At 65.1% G+C, this 15,290-nt stretch carries 13 protein-coding genes; 6 read left to right on the top strand and 7 right to left on the bottom strand.

Going from position 1 to position 15,290, the window contains the following annotated elements; all coding sequences use genetic code 11:
• The first annotated feature begins 156 nt into the window (after nt 1-156).
• The 5 genes from lpxC to KUV26_RS19950 all read left to right on the top strand — a co-directional run bounded on the left by lpxC (nt 157) and on the right by KUV26_RS19950 (nt 6,012).
• Nucleotides 157-1,092: a UDP-3-O-acyl-N-acetylglucosamine deacetylase gene (gene lpxC, locus KUV26_RS19970; protein WP_222509701.1), complete on the top strand. Its 936-nt coding sequence runs from the start codon at nt 157-159 to the stop codon at nt 1,090-1,092.
• A 236-nt stretch (nt 1,093-1,328) separates the two neighbouring features.
• Nucleotides 1,329-2,177: an outer membrane protein assembly factor BamD gene (locus tag KUV26_RS19965; RefSeq protein WP_222505493.1), complete on the top strand. Its 849-nt coding sequence runs from the start codon at nt 1,329-1,331 to the stop codon at nt 2,175-2,177.
• A 27-nt stretch (nt 2,178-2,204) separates the two neighbouring features.
• Entirely contained in the window at nt 2,205-3,854 is a 1,650-nt protein-coding gene (gene recN, locus KUV26_RS19960) for a DNA repair protein RecN (RefSeq protein WP_222509700.1), read from the top strand.
• 88 nt (nt 3,855-3,942) lie between these two features.
• Nucleotides 3,943-5,625 (top strand): chloride channel protein, encoded by a 1,683-nt coding sequence (locus tag KUV26_RS19955; RefSeq protein WP_222505495.1) that lies wholly within the window; start codon nt 3,943-3,945, stop codon nt 5,623-5,625.
• Nucleotides 5,626-5,820: 195 nt separating this feature from the next.
• A complete protein-coding gene (locus KUV26_RS19950) occupies nt 5,821-6,012 on the top strand; it encodes a hypothetical protein (protein ID WP_222505496.1) in 192 nt (63 codons plus the stop codon).
• 146 nt (nt 6,013-6,158) lie between these two features.
• Here the strand turns inward: KUV26_RS19950 and KUV26_RS19945 are convergent, their stop codons facing one another.
• The 5 genes from KUV26_RS19945 to KUV26_RS19925 form a co-directional block, all read right to left on the bottom strand.
• Nucleotides 6,159-6,500: a DUF427 domain-containing protein gene (locus tag KUV26_RS19945; protein ID WP_222505497.1), complete on the bottom strand. Its 342-nt coding sequence runs from the start codon at nt 6,498-6,500 to the stop codon at nt 6,159-6,161.
• Nucleotides 6,501-6,574: 74 nt separating this feature from the next.
• Nucleotides 6,575-8,365, bottom strand: coding sequence for an aminopeptidase P family protein (locus KUV26_RS19940; protein WP_222509699.1), 1,791 nt, complete (start codon nt 8,363-8,365; stop codon nt 6,575-6,577).
• A gap of 370 nt (nt 8,366-8,735) precedes the next feature.
• Complete coding sequence (gene cobT / locus KUV26_RS19935; protein ID WP_222509698.1) at nt 8,736-10,613, bottom strand: cobaltochelatase subunit CobT; 1,878 nt, start codon at nt 10,611-10,613, stop codon at nt 8,736-8,738.
• Nucleotides 10,614-10,779: 166 nt separating this feature from the next.
• Nucleotides 10,780-11,766 (bottom strand): cobaltochelatase subunit CobS, encoded by a 987-nt coding sequence (gene cobS, locus KUV26_RS19930; protein ID WP_174147383.1) that lies wholly within the window; start codon nt 11,764-11,766, stop codon nt 10,780-10,782.
• Nucleotides 11,767-12,174: 408 nt separating this feature from the next.
• Complete coding sequence (locus tag KUV26_RS19925) at nt 12,175-12,798, bottom strand: DnaJ domain-containing protein (protein ID WP_222505500.1); 624 nt, start codon at nt 12,796-12,798, stop codon at nt 12,175-12,177.
• Nucleotides 12,799-12,904: 106 nt separating this feature from the next.
• On the opposite strand from KUV26_RS19925, the gene KUV26_RS19920 reads away from it, so the two are divergent.
• Complete coding sequence (locus KUV26_RS19920; RefSeq protein WP_222509697.1) at nt 12,905-13,159, top strand: BolA family protein; 255 nt, start codon at nt 12,905-12,907, stop codon at nt 13,157-13,159.
• Between the two features lie 79 nt (nt 13,160-13,238).
• Here KUV26_RS19920 and KUV26_RS19915 read toward each other — a convergent pair whose 3' ends face one another.
• Nucleotides 13,239-13,733, bottom strand: coding sequence for a DUF4177 domain-containing protein (locus KUV26_RS19915; RefSeq protein WP_222509696.1), 495 nt, complete (start codon nt 13,731-13,733; stop codon nt 13,239-13,241).
• Between the two features lie 132 nt (nt 13,734-13,865).
• On the bottom strand, nt 13,866-15,107 hold the full coding sequence (gene pepT / locus KUV26_RS19910; RefSeq protein WP_222509695.1) for a peptidase T: 1,242 nt from the start codon (nt 15,105-15,107) through the stop codon (nt 13,866-13,868).
• Nucleotides 15,108-15,290: the final 183 nt, after the last annotated feature.

Genomic DNA, 15,290 nt, shown 5'->3' with positions numbered 1-15,290 from the left:
TTCAGGTGCTTGTCGCGTTCTGAGCGGTGTTTTGCCGAGCTGTTACACCCATGTTTCAATCCGTTACAAAGATTGAGTTGTGGCTTTTTAAGCAAAACCTTAACTCTCATCCGCAACACGGCCCTGGAGGCCGGAAACAGCGGAAAGAGGCGCAACGTGCAGAATACGCTCAAGGCATCGGTGGCATTCGAAGGGGTCGGCCTGCACTCAGGAAAACCCGCACGCATGGTTTTGATCCCGGCTCCGGCGGGGCACGGAATCGTGTTCAAGCGCACCGACATTGCATTGGGCAACACCGTGGTTCCGGCGCGCTGGGACCTGGTTGAGCGCAGCCCGCTCTGCACCCGCCTGGTCAATGGCTCCGGCGTCAGCGTCTCCACTGTCGAACACATCATGGCGGCACTGGCCGGCTGCGGCGTGCACAATGCGCTGATCGAGATTGACGGCCCGGAAGTGCCGATCGTGGACGGCTCCTCCGCCCCGTTCGTGCGCGGAATCATGGAGCATGGCGTGCAACGTCTGGCGGCGCCGATCATGGCCTATGAAATCCTGAAGCCGGTGACGGTGGAAAAGGATGGCGCCCGTGCCACCCTGCTGCCCAGCGACCGGCTGACCATCGAATTCCATATCGACTTTGCCGAGGCCGCAATCGGCCGCCAGAGCAAGGTTCTGGACATGCGCAACGGCAGCTTTGCGCGCGAGCTGTGCGACAGCCGCACCTTCTGCCGCCAGGCGGATGTCGAAACCATGCAGGCCAATGGCCTCGCTCTGGGCGGCAAGCCGGGCGAGAACGCTGTTGTGTTTGACGGGGAACGGGTCGAGAGCGGTGCGGGGCTGCGCCACTCTGACGAACCTGTACGCCACAAGATGCTGGATGCGCTGGGGGATCTGGCGCTGGCTGGGGGGCCGATCTTGGGGCGCTACGTTGGCGAGCGCGCGGGGCACGCGCTTACCAACACTTTGCTGCGGGCCCTGTTCGCGGAGCCGGGTGCGGTCCGGGCCGTCGCTTGCGATGCAGCGATGACCGCACGGCTGCCCGGGCAGGGGCTGATTTGGTCGGAGATCCCGGCCGAACAGCGCCGCGTGGCATAAGGCAGAGAAACAGGAACGAGCGTCAAACTGGCCCGGGACCCAATTGTCCCGGGTCTTTTCCTGTCGATAGGATGCGGAACAGGGCGGGTTCGGCCGGGCAGCCTTGACCACCGCCGGCTTTCTCTGCCATGTGAGTGCGGAAATGGCGAAAGACGTTTTGCGTGCCATTTGATTATGCTAGAGACGGCGTAACCGGGGCGGACACCCGTAAGGCAATGACGGTGAGGTGAGGCACAATGAACGGCATCAGGGCAGGAGCCAAAACCCTCGGCGCGGTGCTTTTGATGGCGGCCCTTGCGGGCTGCGGCGGCGACGGCGGCGCGGTAAAGCGCGGCGAGTCGCTGGAAGCCTTCACACCGGAGCAGATCTATGAGCGCGGCGAGTTCGAGCTGGCGCAGCGGCAGCCCAAGGACGCGGCCTACTATTTCTCCGAGATCGAGCGCCTGTACCCTTATTCCGAATGGGCGAAGCAGGCCGTGATCATGCAAGCCTTCGCCTATCACACCACCAAGGATTACGAGAACAGCCGCGCCGCTGCCCAGCGGTTCATCGACTACTACCCGGCGGATGAGGATGCGGCCTATGCCCAGTATCTGCTAGCGCTGAGCTATTACGACCAGATTGACGAGGTGGGCCGCGATCAGGGGCTGACATTCCAGGCTCTGCAGGCGCTGCGTACAGTGATCGAGGTCTACCCGGACAGCGAATATGCCAATTCGGCAATCCTGAAATTCGACCTGGCCTTTGACCATCTGGCGGGCAAGGAAATGGAGATTGGCCGCTACTATCTGCGCCGCGGCCACTATACCTCTGCGATCAACCGGTTCCGGGTCGTGGTGGAGGATTTCCAGACCACCAGCCACACCGCAGAGGCGCTGCACCGGCTGGTCGAGGGCTACTTGTCGCTGGGCCTGACCGCCGAGGCGCAGACCGCGGCCGCCATCCTGGGCCACAACTTCCAGTCCACCGAATGGTATGAGGACAGCTACCGGCTGCTGACCGCGAACGGGCTCAAGCCCAAGGACCGCGGCAACAACTGGCTGAGCCAGATCTACCGTCAGACGCTGAAAGGGCAGTGGCTGTAACGGCCGCTGCGGCAATGGGGCGGGGCAATGCTGCGCGCGCTTGATATCCGGGATATCCTGATCATCGATCACCTCGAGCTGAATTTTCAGCCCGGTCTGAATGTGCTGACCGGCGAAACCGGGGCCGGCAAGTCCATCCTTCTCGACAGCCTTGGTTTCGTGCTGGGCTGGCGCGGCCGTGCCGAGCTGGTGCGCCAGGGCGCCAGTCAGGGCGAGGTGCTGGCGGAGTTCGAGCTGGGTGCGGCCCATCCCGCACATGCGATCCTCGAAGAGGCCGGGCTGCCGGGCGGCGACACCCTGATCCTGCGCCGGGTGAACACCTCTGAGGGGCGCAAGACCGCCTGGGTCAACGACCGGCGCTGCTCCGGCGAGGTGCTGCGGGCGCTGTCGGAGACGCTGGTGGAGCTGCACGGGCAGCATGACGACCGCGGATTGCTGAACCCGCGCGGCCATATGGCGCTGCTCGATCAGTATGCCGGGGTGCAGGCGCTGCTGGCCACGGTGCGCGGCGCATGGACGGAGGCCGCCAGGGCGCGCAAGACGGTGGCGGCCACCCGCGCCGCGCTGGAGGCGGTGCGGGCCGAGGAAGAGTTCCTGCGCCACGCGGTTGCGGAACTGGACAAGCTGGACCCGCAGCCGGGCGAGGACGAGGCGCTGGACACCCGCCGCCGCCAGATGCAGGCGGCCGAACGCATCCGCGGCGACATCGCCCGCGCCCATGCGCTCCTCAGCGAGGGCGCCGAGAGCGCCATGGGCGAGGCGCAGCGCTGGCTGGAAGGTGTCGCGGGGCAGGAGGCCGAGGGCGGGCTGGATGAACCGCTGGCCGCGCTCAGCCGGGCGATGATCGAACTGGGTGATGCCCAGGACGGGGTGGAGCGGGTGCTGGACAGCCTCGACTTCAATCCCGGCGAGCTGGAGGACTGCGAGGAGCGGCTGTTTGCGATCCGCGGGCTGGCGCGTAAGCATGATGTGCAGCCGGATGAGCTGGCAGGCTATGCCGAAACCCTGCGCGGCAAGCTGGCGGCGCTGGATGCCGGTGATCAGGATCTGGCCGACCAGGAGGCGGCGCTGAAGGCGGCAGAGGCGGCCTATGCCGAGGCCGCCAAGCAACTGGGCGCGGTGCGCCGCGAAAGCGCCGCGGCGCTGGATCAGGCGGTGATGGCGGAACTGGCGCCGCTGAAGATGGAGCGCGCGGTGTTCGAAACCCGCATTACCACCGCAGAGCCGGGGCCGGAAGGCATGGACGCGGTGGCCTTTACCGTCGCCACCAATCCCGGCGCGCCCGCGGGGCCGCTGAACAAGATCGCCTCGGGCGGCGAGCTGAGCCGCTTCCTGCTGGCGCTGAAGGTCTGCCTGCGCGGCGAGGATGCCAGCAAGACACTGATCTTCGACGAGATCGACCGCGGAGTCGGTGGCGCCACGGCGGATGCGGTGGGGCGGCGCCTGCGCAGCCTTGCCGACGGCGGGCAGGTGCTGGTGGTCACCCATTCGCCGCAGGTTGCGGCGCTCGGAGGCCATCACTGGCAGGTCCGCAAGCAGGTGGTTGACGGCATGACGCTGTCGCAGGTGGTGCCGCTGGCCGAGGCGGAACGGGTGGATGAGCTTGCCCGGATGGTCTCAGGCGATACCATCACGGAAGAAGCCCGCGCCGCGGCACGCGCCTTGCTGGCGGGATGATCCGCCGGATTGTTTGCCTGGGTGAGGGTTCTTTAACCGGCGTGTGGCAGCTAGGGGCCACAGAAAACAAAAAGACCCGCTGACAGGTATGGTGCAAGAAATCCGTTCGTCCCTTTCCGCAATATCGCTTCAATGGCTGGCCGGCCTCAAGGACATCTGGCGGGTGCTGCGCCACCGCGGCCCCAGCCAGTTCCAGTTCTGGCTGATTGCGCTCATGATCGGAATCGCGGCGGGTTTTGCCGCGCTCTTCTTTCGCAAGGGTATCGCCGCGCTGCAGGCCTGGGTTTATGGCGCGCCGGATCTCGACTACCTGCATTCCTACGCGCAGGGGCTGCCTTGGTATGTGCTGGTTTCCATCGCGGCAGGCGGCGGTCTGGTGGTGGGGCTGATCCTGGACCGCTTCACCGCCGATGCCCGGGTGCGCTCGGTCGCCGACGTCATCGAAGGCGCAGCTCTACATGACGGCCGGGTTGAGCACAAGGAGGGCCTGGCCTCGGCGCTGGCGTCCTTCATAACGCTGTCCACCGGCGGCTCCACCGGCCGGGAGGGACCGGTGGTGCACCTGGCAGGGGTGATCTCCACCTGGGTCAGCAACCGGATCAACGCCGATGGCATCACAGGCCGCGATCTGCTGGGCTGCGCTGTCGCTGCGGGGGTTTCAGCCAGCTTCAACGCGCCAATCGCTGGTGCGCTGTTTGCGATGGAGGTCGTGCTGCGGCATTTCTCGGTCAACGCCTTCGCGCCGATCGTGGTGGCCTCTGTAGCAGGCACTGTGATCAACCGGCTTGAATACGGCGATGTCACCGAGTTCACCCTGAACACCCCCGGCGCGCTGCAGTTCTATGTGGAACTGCCGGCTTTCCTGATCCTCGGCCTGATCTGCGGCCTGGTGGCGGTGGCACAGATGCGGGCAATCTTCTTTGCCGAGAAGGTCGGCAATGCGGTGCAGAAACGCCTGTCGCTGCCGCGCTGGCTGCGGCCTGCCGTGTCCGGCGCCATGCTGGGCGTGATTGCCGTCTGGTTCCCGCATATCATCGGCGTGGGTTATGAAACCACGGTGCTGGCGCTCACCGGCGGGCTGCTGCTGGGGCAGGCGGTGGTGTTCACCGTGGTCAAGACCGCGGCGGTTGCCATCACCATGGGCGGGCGCATGGGCGGCGGGGTCTTTTCTCCATCGCTGATGATCGGAGCGCTGACCGGACTGGCCTTCGGCCTGATCGCCACCGCGGTGCTGCCGGATGTTTCCGGCACCCATACGCTTTATGCCTTTGCCGGCATGGGGGCGGTGGCGGCGGCGGTGCTGGGGGCGCCGATTTCCACCACTCTTATCGTGTTTGAGCTGACCGGCGATTGGCAGATCGGCCTGGCAGTGATGGTCTCGGTCTCCATGTCCACTGCGCTTGCCTCGCGGCTGGTGGCGCGCTCATTCTTCCTGACGCAGCTGGAGCGGCGAGATATTCACTGTGCCGCCGGGCCGCAGGCCTATCTGTTGGGCATGATCCGTGCCGGAGCGGTGATGCGGCCGATGGGCGACAGCCGCTGCGCTGCGCTGGAAGAGTGCCAGGCCCTGGTGGAGGACGGGTTGTGCATCCGAGCCTCCGCCTCGCTGGAAGCGGCGATGCCGGTGTTTGACCGCGCGGATACGCCTTACCTTCCGGTGGTGATGGAGGATGGCGGCGAGGAGGAGGTCATCGGTGCGCTCTATCATGTGGATGCGCTGAAAGCCTACAATCGGGCCTTGGCCGCGACAGCGGCAGAGGAGCACAGGTAGGCGGATCTGTCCGGTTGCGGCTGTGCTGCCGGGTCCCGCGCCGGTTTAGGGGAAATCTGTCCCGCCATTCCCCGGATATGTGAGATTTCCGCTACAGGTTAAGGTTTAATTAATCTGTGCATTGCTCTGCGGCAGGGAGTGACTCAACATTACATTTGAAAATTGCAAGGCACACTCACATCGGCAGGCAACAAAATGCACACCTTCGAAACCGGCCCGCAAGAGGCTGGTGCGAAACAAAAGGCAAACGAGCGGGAAAACGAGCGGGCGGCCCTGGAAGCGGCGATCAACTACGCGATCCAATGCGCACGTGAAACGGATTTTCCTGGCGCAGGCGACTCGCTGGAGAAAGCCAGGCTGGACCTCAGCCGGGCCATTCTGACCTGAGCCGCACCTTTCGCACCGGCAACTGACCTGCGCCCCGTGCGGAGGCAGGCGGGTGCGTCCGTTTGCGCGGCACGCAGGAAAAGAAACACCGGCGCCAAGGCGCCGGTGCATGATTGTTGAAGGTGAGCGCCATGCGGCTGGGCAGCTCAGACCTGCTCCACCTTGACGGACTCGCTCAGCACAAAGGCCAGGTGACCCTTGATCTGTGCCACTTCGTCTTTCGGATTCTCATAGCTCCAGGCCGCGTTTTCGGTGACCGAGGATTTGTTTGCGATCGAGAAATAGCTGGCCTCGCCTTTGTGCTGGCAATGGGTGGTCTTGCTGGTGCGGTCCAGGAACGCCATCGCGATATCGTCGCGCGGGAAATAAATGACCGGATCCAGATCGCCCTCCGACAGCTCCAGTGCATTGGAGGTTTCCCCCAGTACGGCGCCGCCGGAGCGGACGGTCCAGGTGCCTTCGGCCTTGCGGATTCGGATAGTGGTCATGCGTGTTTTCCCATTCTCTTCGGTCTTGTCGTCTTTGGTTCAGTCTATGTAGCAGCCTATGTGACACCGCTGTGTCACAAGGGGGCGGTTGCGGCATCAAGCCACGCCCTTGCGGCGGGGCTGAGCAGCGGTCCGATCTTCTCCGAAACCTCACTGTGATAGCTGTCGAGCCAGTCTTTTTCGTCTGCTGTCAGCATGGAGGCGTCCACCAGCCGCCGGTCGATCGGGGCAAAGGTGAGCGTGCGCCAGCACAGCATGTCGCGCTCCGGGTCGCTGGTGTCAAGGGCCGGGGCCGCTTCCACAACCAAAAGGTTCTCGATCCGGATGCCAAAGGCGCCTTCGCGGTAGTATCCCGGCTCGTTCGAGAGGATCATGCCGGGTTCCAGAGGCACATGGCTGGTGCGCGCCAGCCGTTGCGGCCCTTCATGCACGCTGAGGTAGGCGCCGACGCCGTGGCCGAGCCCGTGGTTGAAGTCCTGCCCTGCCAGCCACAGCGGCATCCGGCCGATGCATTCGATGTCGCGGCCTGCCAGGCCCTTGGGCCAGCGCAGGCGGGACATCGCAATCATGCCCTGCAGAACCCGCGTGTAGGCCGCGCGCTCTTCCCCGCCCGGCGTGCCGATGGCGATGGTGCGGGTGATGTCGGTTGTGCCGTCCAGATACTGGCCGCCGCTGTCCATTACCAGCAGGTGTCCGTCCTCCAGCCTTGTGTCGGTTTCCTCGGTCACGCGGTAGTGCATGACGGCGCCGTTCTCACCGGTGCCTGCAATGGTTTCAAAGCTGATGTCGCGCAGGGCGGGGTCGGCGCTCCGCAGTGCTTCCAGTTTTTTCACCACGCCGATTTCCGTGATGGTGCCGGGCGCCTGGGTGTCGAGCCAGGCCAGCATCTCGACGATCGCCGCGCCGTCGCGCAGATGGGCCGCGGCGCTGCCGGCGATCTCGGCGGCATTTTTGCGCGCCTTCGGCAGCGCGCAGGGGTCGCCTGCAGGCACCATGCGGTCGCCAAGCGCGTCGGCCACGATCTGCGGCAGGGTGCCGGAATCGGAGGCGACGGAGCCGTTGAGCGCGGCGGCGGCCTTGAGGAAGTCTTCGGGGGCATGCACGGTGACGGAGCCGTCAAAATGGCCATGCAGCCCTTCCAGCTTCTCTGCCGCCATGAACAGGTCCACCCGGGCGTCGCCGTGCAGAATGGCAAAGCCGTGCGCCACCGGGTTGCGGGCCACGTCTGCGCCGCGGATATTGAGCAGCCACATGATGCTGTCGGGCAAGGTGATAACTGCCGCCGCCTGGCCTGCCTTACGCAGGCCCTTGGCCAGCCGGGCGCATTTGTCCGCAGCGCTTTCGCCTGCGTAGTCCAGCGGGTGCGCGGTTACCGGGTTCATCGGCGGCGCGGGCTGGTCTTCCCAGATCCGGTCTACCAGGTTCTCGCATTGTGCCAGGGTGATGCCGCTGCCCGTCAGCTCCTTTTCCAGCGCGGTGATCTGCCCAGCAGCATGCAGCCAGGGATCAAATCCCACCTTGCCGCCCCCCGGGAGCTGCTCCTTCAGCCAGTCCGCCAGCTGCACCTCGGGCCAGGGCACAGGCGTGTACTCCGCGGCCACCTGCCGTTTCACCTGGGTGCGGTAACGGCCGTCGATGAAGACGCCGGCAGTCTCCTTCAGCACCGCGCAAAAGCCCGCGGAGCCAGTGAAACCGGTCAGCCAGCTGAGGCGCTCGTCATGCGGTGCCACATATTCGCCCTGATGGGCATCGGCGCGCGGCACCAGGAAGCCGTCGAGACCTTCTGCCGCCAGTTCCTTGCGCAGGGCGGCCAGCCGGGGCGGGCCCTGCTCCGGGCGTGCAGTCACATCGAAGGTCTGATACATCAGCGTCTCTCCTGCTTAAGGGGCGGGGCGGCGGCAGGGGAAATCCCGGCGGCCGCGGCAAAGAAAAGGCGCGGGGCTGAGCAGCCGCGCGCCCCTTCTTGTCCCAAATCGCCCTGCGGCTGGCAAGGGTGGCGGCGGAGAGATTTTCCGGGACCTGACGGAACACGTGAAAGACACTTATCCCGCGGTGTGCTCCCGCCCAGCCTTGGCGCATCTCAGATGCGCTGTGGCCCGTTGGGCCACGCGCCGGATGCGCGGCATCCGGCGCCGCCGCGCGCATCGCACGCGGCCATGCCCAAGACTAAAGACGGCATCTCAAGATGCAGGCCACAGGCGCGGGAGTGCGCCTTTGGCCTGGATCGGTACGGGATCAGCTGGCGCGCTTGATGCCCATGACGCGGGCGCGGGCGCGCGGGTCGCTGTCGAACAGGGCCGCCAGCTGTTCGGTCATGGCGCCGGCCAGCTGCTCCACATCGGTGATCGTCACCGCGCGCTCGTAATAGCGGGTCACGTCATGGCCGATGCCGATCGCCAGCAATTCCACCTGCTTGCGCTTTTCCACCATCGCAATCACGTCGCGCAGGTGTTTCTCCAGATAGTTCGCCGGGTTCACCGAGAGCGTCGAATCATCGACCGGCGCGCCGTCGGAGATCACCATCAGGATCTTGCGGGCCTCGCGCCGCGCCACCATCCGCCGGTGCGCCCATTCCAGCGCCTCGCCGTCGATGTTTTCCTTCAAGAGGCCCTCTTTCATCATCAGCCCCAGGTTGGCGCGGGTGCGGCGCATCGGCGCGTCGGCGCCCTTGTAGATGATGTGGCGCAGGTCGTTCAGGCGCCCCGGCTGCTGCGGCCGGCCGTCGTTCAGCCAGGCCTCGCGCGCCAATCCGCCCTTCCAGGCGCGGGTGGTGAAGCCGAGGATCTCAACCTTCACATTGCAGCGTTCCAAGGTGCGGGCCAGCACATCGGCGCAGATCGCCGCGATGGAGATCGGTCGGCCGCGCATGGAACCGGAGTTGTCGAGCAGCAGCGTCACCACGGTGTCGCGGAATTCGGTGTCCTTTTCGACCTTGAACGACAGCGGCGTGGTCGGGTTGGCAACAACCCGCGCCAAGCGGCCTGCATCCAGGATGCCTTCCTCGCGGTCGAACTCCCAGCTGCGGTTCTGCTGAGCCTGCAGGCGGCGCTGCAGCTTGTTTGCAAGGCGGCTCACCGCGCCCTTCAGCGGCTCCAGCTGCTGGTCGAGATAGGCACGCAGACGCTCCAGCTCGGCAGGTTCGGCCAGTTCCTCAGCGTTGATTTCCTCGTCGTGGGTGTCGAGGAACACCTTGTAGTCCGGGTCGGCATCCGAGACCGGCGGCGGGGCAGGCGGCTCCAGCGGTGCCTCGCCGTCGGGCATCTCTGTGTCCTCGGCCAGATCGTCGTCGGCCATTTCGTCCATTGAGACCTGGGCCTGGCTTTCGTCCTGCTGCTGCTCCTGGCTTTGCTCAGGGGAGGCGTCGGCCTGCTCTTCCTCTGAATCGTCCTGGCCGGTGCTGTCCGGGTCCTGCTGCTCCTCGGCGTTGTCTTCGGCCTCGTCATTGGCCTCGTCGTCCAGCTCATCCGGGTCATCGCCCAACTGGTCGCCATAGCCAAGGTCAGAGATCACCTGCCGTGCCAGCTTGGCGAAGGCGGCCTGGTCGGAAATGGTCTCGTCCAGGTTCTCCAGCGTGCCCCCGGCCTGGGATTCGATGAAGCCGCGCCACAGCTCCATGATGTTGGAGGCGCCCTCGGGCAGCTCGCGGCCGGTTGCCAGATGGCGCACCAGGTAGCCCGCGGCGGCTGCCAGCGGCGCCTCGGAAGAGGATTTCATCTGGTCATAGCCGCGGCGGATCGACTCGTTGCGGATCTTCACGTCGATGTTCGACGCGGTGCCGGGCATGTGGCGCGCGCCCATCGCCTCGCAGCGGGCGGTTTCCATCGCCTCATAAAGGTCGCGGGCCATTTCGCCGGGAGGGGCGTATTTGGCATGGGTGGCGTCATCGTGGAATTTGTGGCGCAGCGCCAGAGCATCCGCGGTGCCGCGTGCCAGCAGCACCTCTTCGCGGCTCATCCGCCGGGAGACCTGCGGCAGCCGCATCGAGTCGCCCGACAGCCCCGAGGGGTCGACGGTGTAGCTGACCGAAAGTTCCGGGTCGTCGGCCATGACCTTGGTGGCTTCGGCCAGCGCCTTCTTGAACGGATCGGCGGGGTTGTCGTTCGGCTTTTTCATGGTCGCACCTTATCCCTTTTGAGCATCCCCCCTTGTTTCGGGAAAGTCCAGTGGGACAGCTGCGGTTAGGGCAGCGCCCGGCCCGGCGGGGTGGGAAGCGAAGCGCCCGCCCCGTGGGGGGCGGGACGGGCGCTGCCCGGCCTGACGGCCGGGCGGTACGTCACATTCAGCCCAGCGAAACGCTTGCGGCGCTTTCGGGCAGCTCTTCGTCAAAGCAGCGCTGGTAGAACTCGGCCACGGTCTGGCGTTCCAGCTCGTCGCATTTGTTCAGGAACGACAGGCGGAAGGCATAGCCCACGTTGCGGAAGATCTCGGCGTTCTGGGCCCAGTTGATCACGGTCCGCGGCGACATAACGGTGGACAGATCCCCGTTCATGAACGCCGTGCGGGTGAGGTCGGCGACCGTCACCATCTGGGAGATGGTCTTGCGGCCCTTCTCAGTGTTGTAATGCGGCGCCTTGGACAGGACGATGGCGCTTTCGGCGTCATGGCTCAGGTAGTTCAGGGTGGAGACCAGCGACCAGCGGTCCATCTGCGCCTGGTTGATCTGCTGGGTGCCGTGGTAGAGGCCGGTGGTGTCACCCAGGCCGACGGTGTTGGCGGTGGCAAAAAGGCGGAAGAACGGGTTCGGGGTGATGATCTCGTTCTGGTCCAAGAGGGTCAGCTTGCCGTCATGCTCCAGCACCCGCTGGATCACGAACATCACGTCAGCGCGGCCGGCGTCGTATTCGTCAAACACGATTGCAACCGGGTTGCGCAGCGCCCAAGGCAGGATGCCCTCGTGGAACTCAGTGACCTGCTTGCCGTCGCGCAGCTTGATCGCGTCCTTGCCGATCAGGTCGATCCGGCTGATGTGGCTGTCGAGGTTGACGCGGACGGAGGGCCAATTCAGCCGCGCAGCGACCTGTTCGATGTGGGTCGACTTGCCGGTGCCGTGGTAGCCCTGGATCATCACGCGGCGGTTGTGGCTGAAGCCGGCCAGGATCGCCAGCGTGGTTTCCGGGTCGAACTTGTAGGTGTGGTCCATGGCCGGCACCCGCTCGGAACCCTCGGCAAAGCCCTTGACCGTCATATCCGTGTCGATCCCGAACACATCGCGCACCGAAATCGCTTCGGTCGGTTTCGCATTCATATCCACAAATCCGTCGGTCATCGCAGTCGGTCCTTATCCCTCTTCCCTGCCGTCAGGGGTCAATTCGCGGGATTGGTGCCTGATCTGGCGGCCAAGGGCAAGGGAAAGTCGCGCCGGAAACCAGCTGAGGCTGCGATTGGCCGTCAACTGGACGGGCGGAAGCGGCAGAGCAGGACCTGCGGCAGCCGCCGCATCAGCGTCAAAGCGCCCCCAGCCGGGCAGCGGGGGGCGCATTCTGCCGGTTATGTCGCGCTCTTGGGGGGACAGCTGCGTCCGGCATGACCCTGCGTAGCCGGTTAAGGCGGCACGCGTCAAAGAAATAAAATCTCTATCGTAAAATTTCGGCAAGAGACCGCCCATTGCAACTGCCGGTGCCGCAAAGAAAAAGGGCGGCTTCAGCCGCCCCGCATTGCGCAATTCCGCCCGCGCTCACTTGAAGCTGCGGCTGTCCTTGATCTGATCCCAGGCCCAGCGGACCTCTTGCAGCTGTTCTTCCTGGCTGCGGTCGCCGCCGTTCATGTCGGGGTGCAGCACCTTGATCAGTTTCTTGTAGGCCTTGCGGATATCGGCCTTGGACCAGTCGTCCTTAGCCTCGAGGATCTCAATGGCGCGGCGCTCGGTCGGCGGCAGGCGGCGGCCTGCTTTGGCGGCGCGGCCCGGGTTCTGTGTGGCGTTGGCGCCCAGCACCTGATGCGGGTCCTCGATGCCCAGCCGCGCCCAGGCACGCGCCTCCGGGTCGCCGAGCGGCTTGGTCTCGCGCTCCCACACCTTGTCTTTGGAGCGCTGCGCGTTCAGTTCGGCCTCTGTAGTGCCCTCAAAGAAGTTCCACTGGTTGTTGTACTCGCGCACATGCTCCTGGCAGAACCAGTAGAAGTCATCCAGCACATCCGGCGCCTTGGGTGCGCGGAACTTGCCGGCCTCCTGGCAGCCGTCCTTGTCGCAAACGCGCTGGGACGTCTCAGAGGCGCCCGTGGCAGCGCGCCGCCCGCGCGGGTTTTTCTTCTTGGCGGAGCGGACGGACATATCGAAGCCAAAGGGATCGGATTTGGTCATGGGGCGCACCTTCTAGACGCATCTGTTCGACTCGGAGGCAGCAGTTTAGTCTAAGGGGCGCCAGATTGAAGGGGCGCAGAGAAAAAAATATGCGGATGAGCGGAAAATGAGTGTGAAGCAGGAAATGGAAGCGGCGCTGCAGGCGGCCTTTGCGCCCTCAGAGCTGGAGGTGGTGAACGAAAGCCACAAGCATGCTGGCCATGCCGGCGATGACGGCTCGGGAGAGAGCCATTTTGCGGTGAAAATCCGTGCCGAAGCGTTTCAGGGCATGAACCGGGTTCAGCAGCACCGGGCAGTGCACAAGGCGCTGGGGGGCATCGTGCCGCGCATTCACGCGCTGGCGCTTGATATCGGCGCCTGAGCCGCACCGCGGCGGGCGGAAACGCCTGCCCGGAAGCCAGCGGGCCGCAGGGCGGGCAATGCGCCCGCCAGTTTCCGGTTTACTTGTCGCCGCCGTCTTTCAACCCGGCCCGGGCCTTCAGTGCCGCGGTCATGCCGGAAACCGGACTCAATTCCTCGACCCCGTCATCGGCCAGCATTTTTGAGGCTCCGGGGCCGGGCACCTGTTCCGCATCCGGTGGTGCCTCGGGGTCGCCTGCTGCCGCTGTCAGCCGCGGTGTTTTTGTCTCGTTGTGGCGGACGGCGGATGGCGCTGCGGGTTCCTTGCGGCCTGTTTCCGGCAACTGAGCGGCCTGCTTGGCCGCCAAGGGGCGGCGGAACACCATCACGTTGCGCCAATTGGTGGCGGAGCCCATCATGCCGGAGCGTTCCTCGCTCGGCAGCAGTTCGGCCCGCTGGAACTCCCAGCCGTCCGCCGCCATCTCGTTCAGCAGGATTTCGATCGAATTGGCAAAGCGCGCCTCCGGTGTCTTCACACCTTTGGCCTTGGTGCCCTTGGCCGGGGCGGGAACGACCTTGTACTCGAATGCTTGCATGAACGTCTCCTGTCTCGCAGCGCAGGTTTAGCGGAAAGGGGGAGGCGGTCAAGGCACGCTGACGGGCACATGCGCGGCAGCCAGCCGTTTCCGGGCAGGAAACTTCGCATTATTCCGCCTCCCCGGCGGGACTCAGCGCTGTTCCGCGGCCAACTGCACCAAAGTCAGGCAGACCTCCGTGGCCTTGGCCATGTCCTGAACCGAAATCCATTCCAGCGGACCATGCACGTTCTGCATGCCGGTGAAGATATTGGGTGTCGGCACCCCGAATTCGGTCAGCCGCGAGCCGTCGGTGCCGCCGCGGATCGGGGCGGAGATGGGCTCGATCCCATGCGCCTTGCAGGCGGCCAGCGCCAGCTCCACCGGGGTCATGTCGTTCTCCAGCCAATAGCGCATGTTGCGGTACTGGGGAATGATTTCGCACGCAATCTCCGCCCGCGGCTCCGAGGCCTGCACCGCCTCGCAGACCTTCTTGAGCAGATCGCCCTTGGCCGTCAGCCCGTCCAGTTCAAAATCGCGCAGGATCAGCTTGATCTCCATCTCCGACGAGCCGCCGTTCATGTCGGTGATATGGATGAACCCCTCGCGCCCGTCCGTCGTCTCCGGCGTCATCGTGGCCTGCGGCAGCGTTTGCACGATTTTTGCCGCCAGATGCGCGGCGTTGACCATTTTCTCCTTGGCCCAGCCGGGGTGGATCGACACGCCCTTGACGGTGACCACAGCGCGGTCGGCGGAGAAGCTTTCATAAACGATCTCGCCTGCGTCGCCGCCGTCCAGAGTATAGGCAAAATCCACGCCCAGGTCTTTGGGCAGCTGCTCGCCAACGCCGCGGCCGATCTCCTCATCCGGGGTGAAGGCGAGGCGGATTTTCGGGTGCTTGATGCCCGGGCTTGCCAGCAGGTGGCGGGCCAGCGTCATCACGATGGCGACGCCTGCCTTGTCGTCGGCGCCCAGCAGCGTGAGGCCGGACGCGGTGATCAGGTCGTCGCCTTTTTTGGATGCAAGGTAAGGGGATTTTCGTGGTGACAGCACGAGGGCCGGGTTGTCGGGGTAGGTGATGTCGCCGCCATCATAACCCTTGATCACCCGCGGTTTGACGCCGGTGGCGTTGAACTGCGGCGCGGTGTCGACATGGGCGAGGAAGCCGATGGCCGGTCCCGTTCCGGTGGCGGGAATGGTGGCCAGCACGACGCCGTACTCTGTGAGCACCACTTCTTCAGCGCCGATCTCCTGCAGCTCCGCCACCAGCAGGTTCAGCATGCCGAACTGGATTGCGGTGCTGGGGGTTGCAGTGGAAGTCTCGTCGCTCTGGCTGTCAATGGCGGCGTAGCGGACCAGACGGTCCTCGAGTTCCTGATCGAAAATGCGTTCCATGACACCTCCGGGGTTTTGGCGGGAGCAAAGCCGCTGGCGCTGGGAAGGTCAAGGCGGGGAATCCGCAGCGGCAGCGGGAAAAAGCGCTACCCGGTGCGCAAAGGGAGCATGCATGTCCTCCCCCATCTCGGTCACGAAAAAGGGCGCCGTGAGGGGGCGCCCTTTTGAAATCCGTTTTCCGCA

Origin of the sequence: Leisingera daeponensis (genome assembly GCF_019801465.1) — a bacterium.
Classification (GTDB): domain Bacteria; phylum Pseudomonadota; class Alphaproteobacteria; order Rhodobacterales; family Rhodobacteraceae; genus Leisingera; species Leisingera daeponensis_A.
The sequence above is the reverse complement of the archived record's forward strand: the minus strand, read 5'-3'. Positions and strand labels throughout refer to the sequence as shown.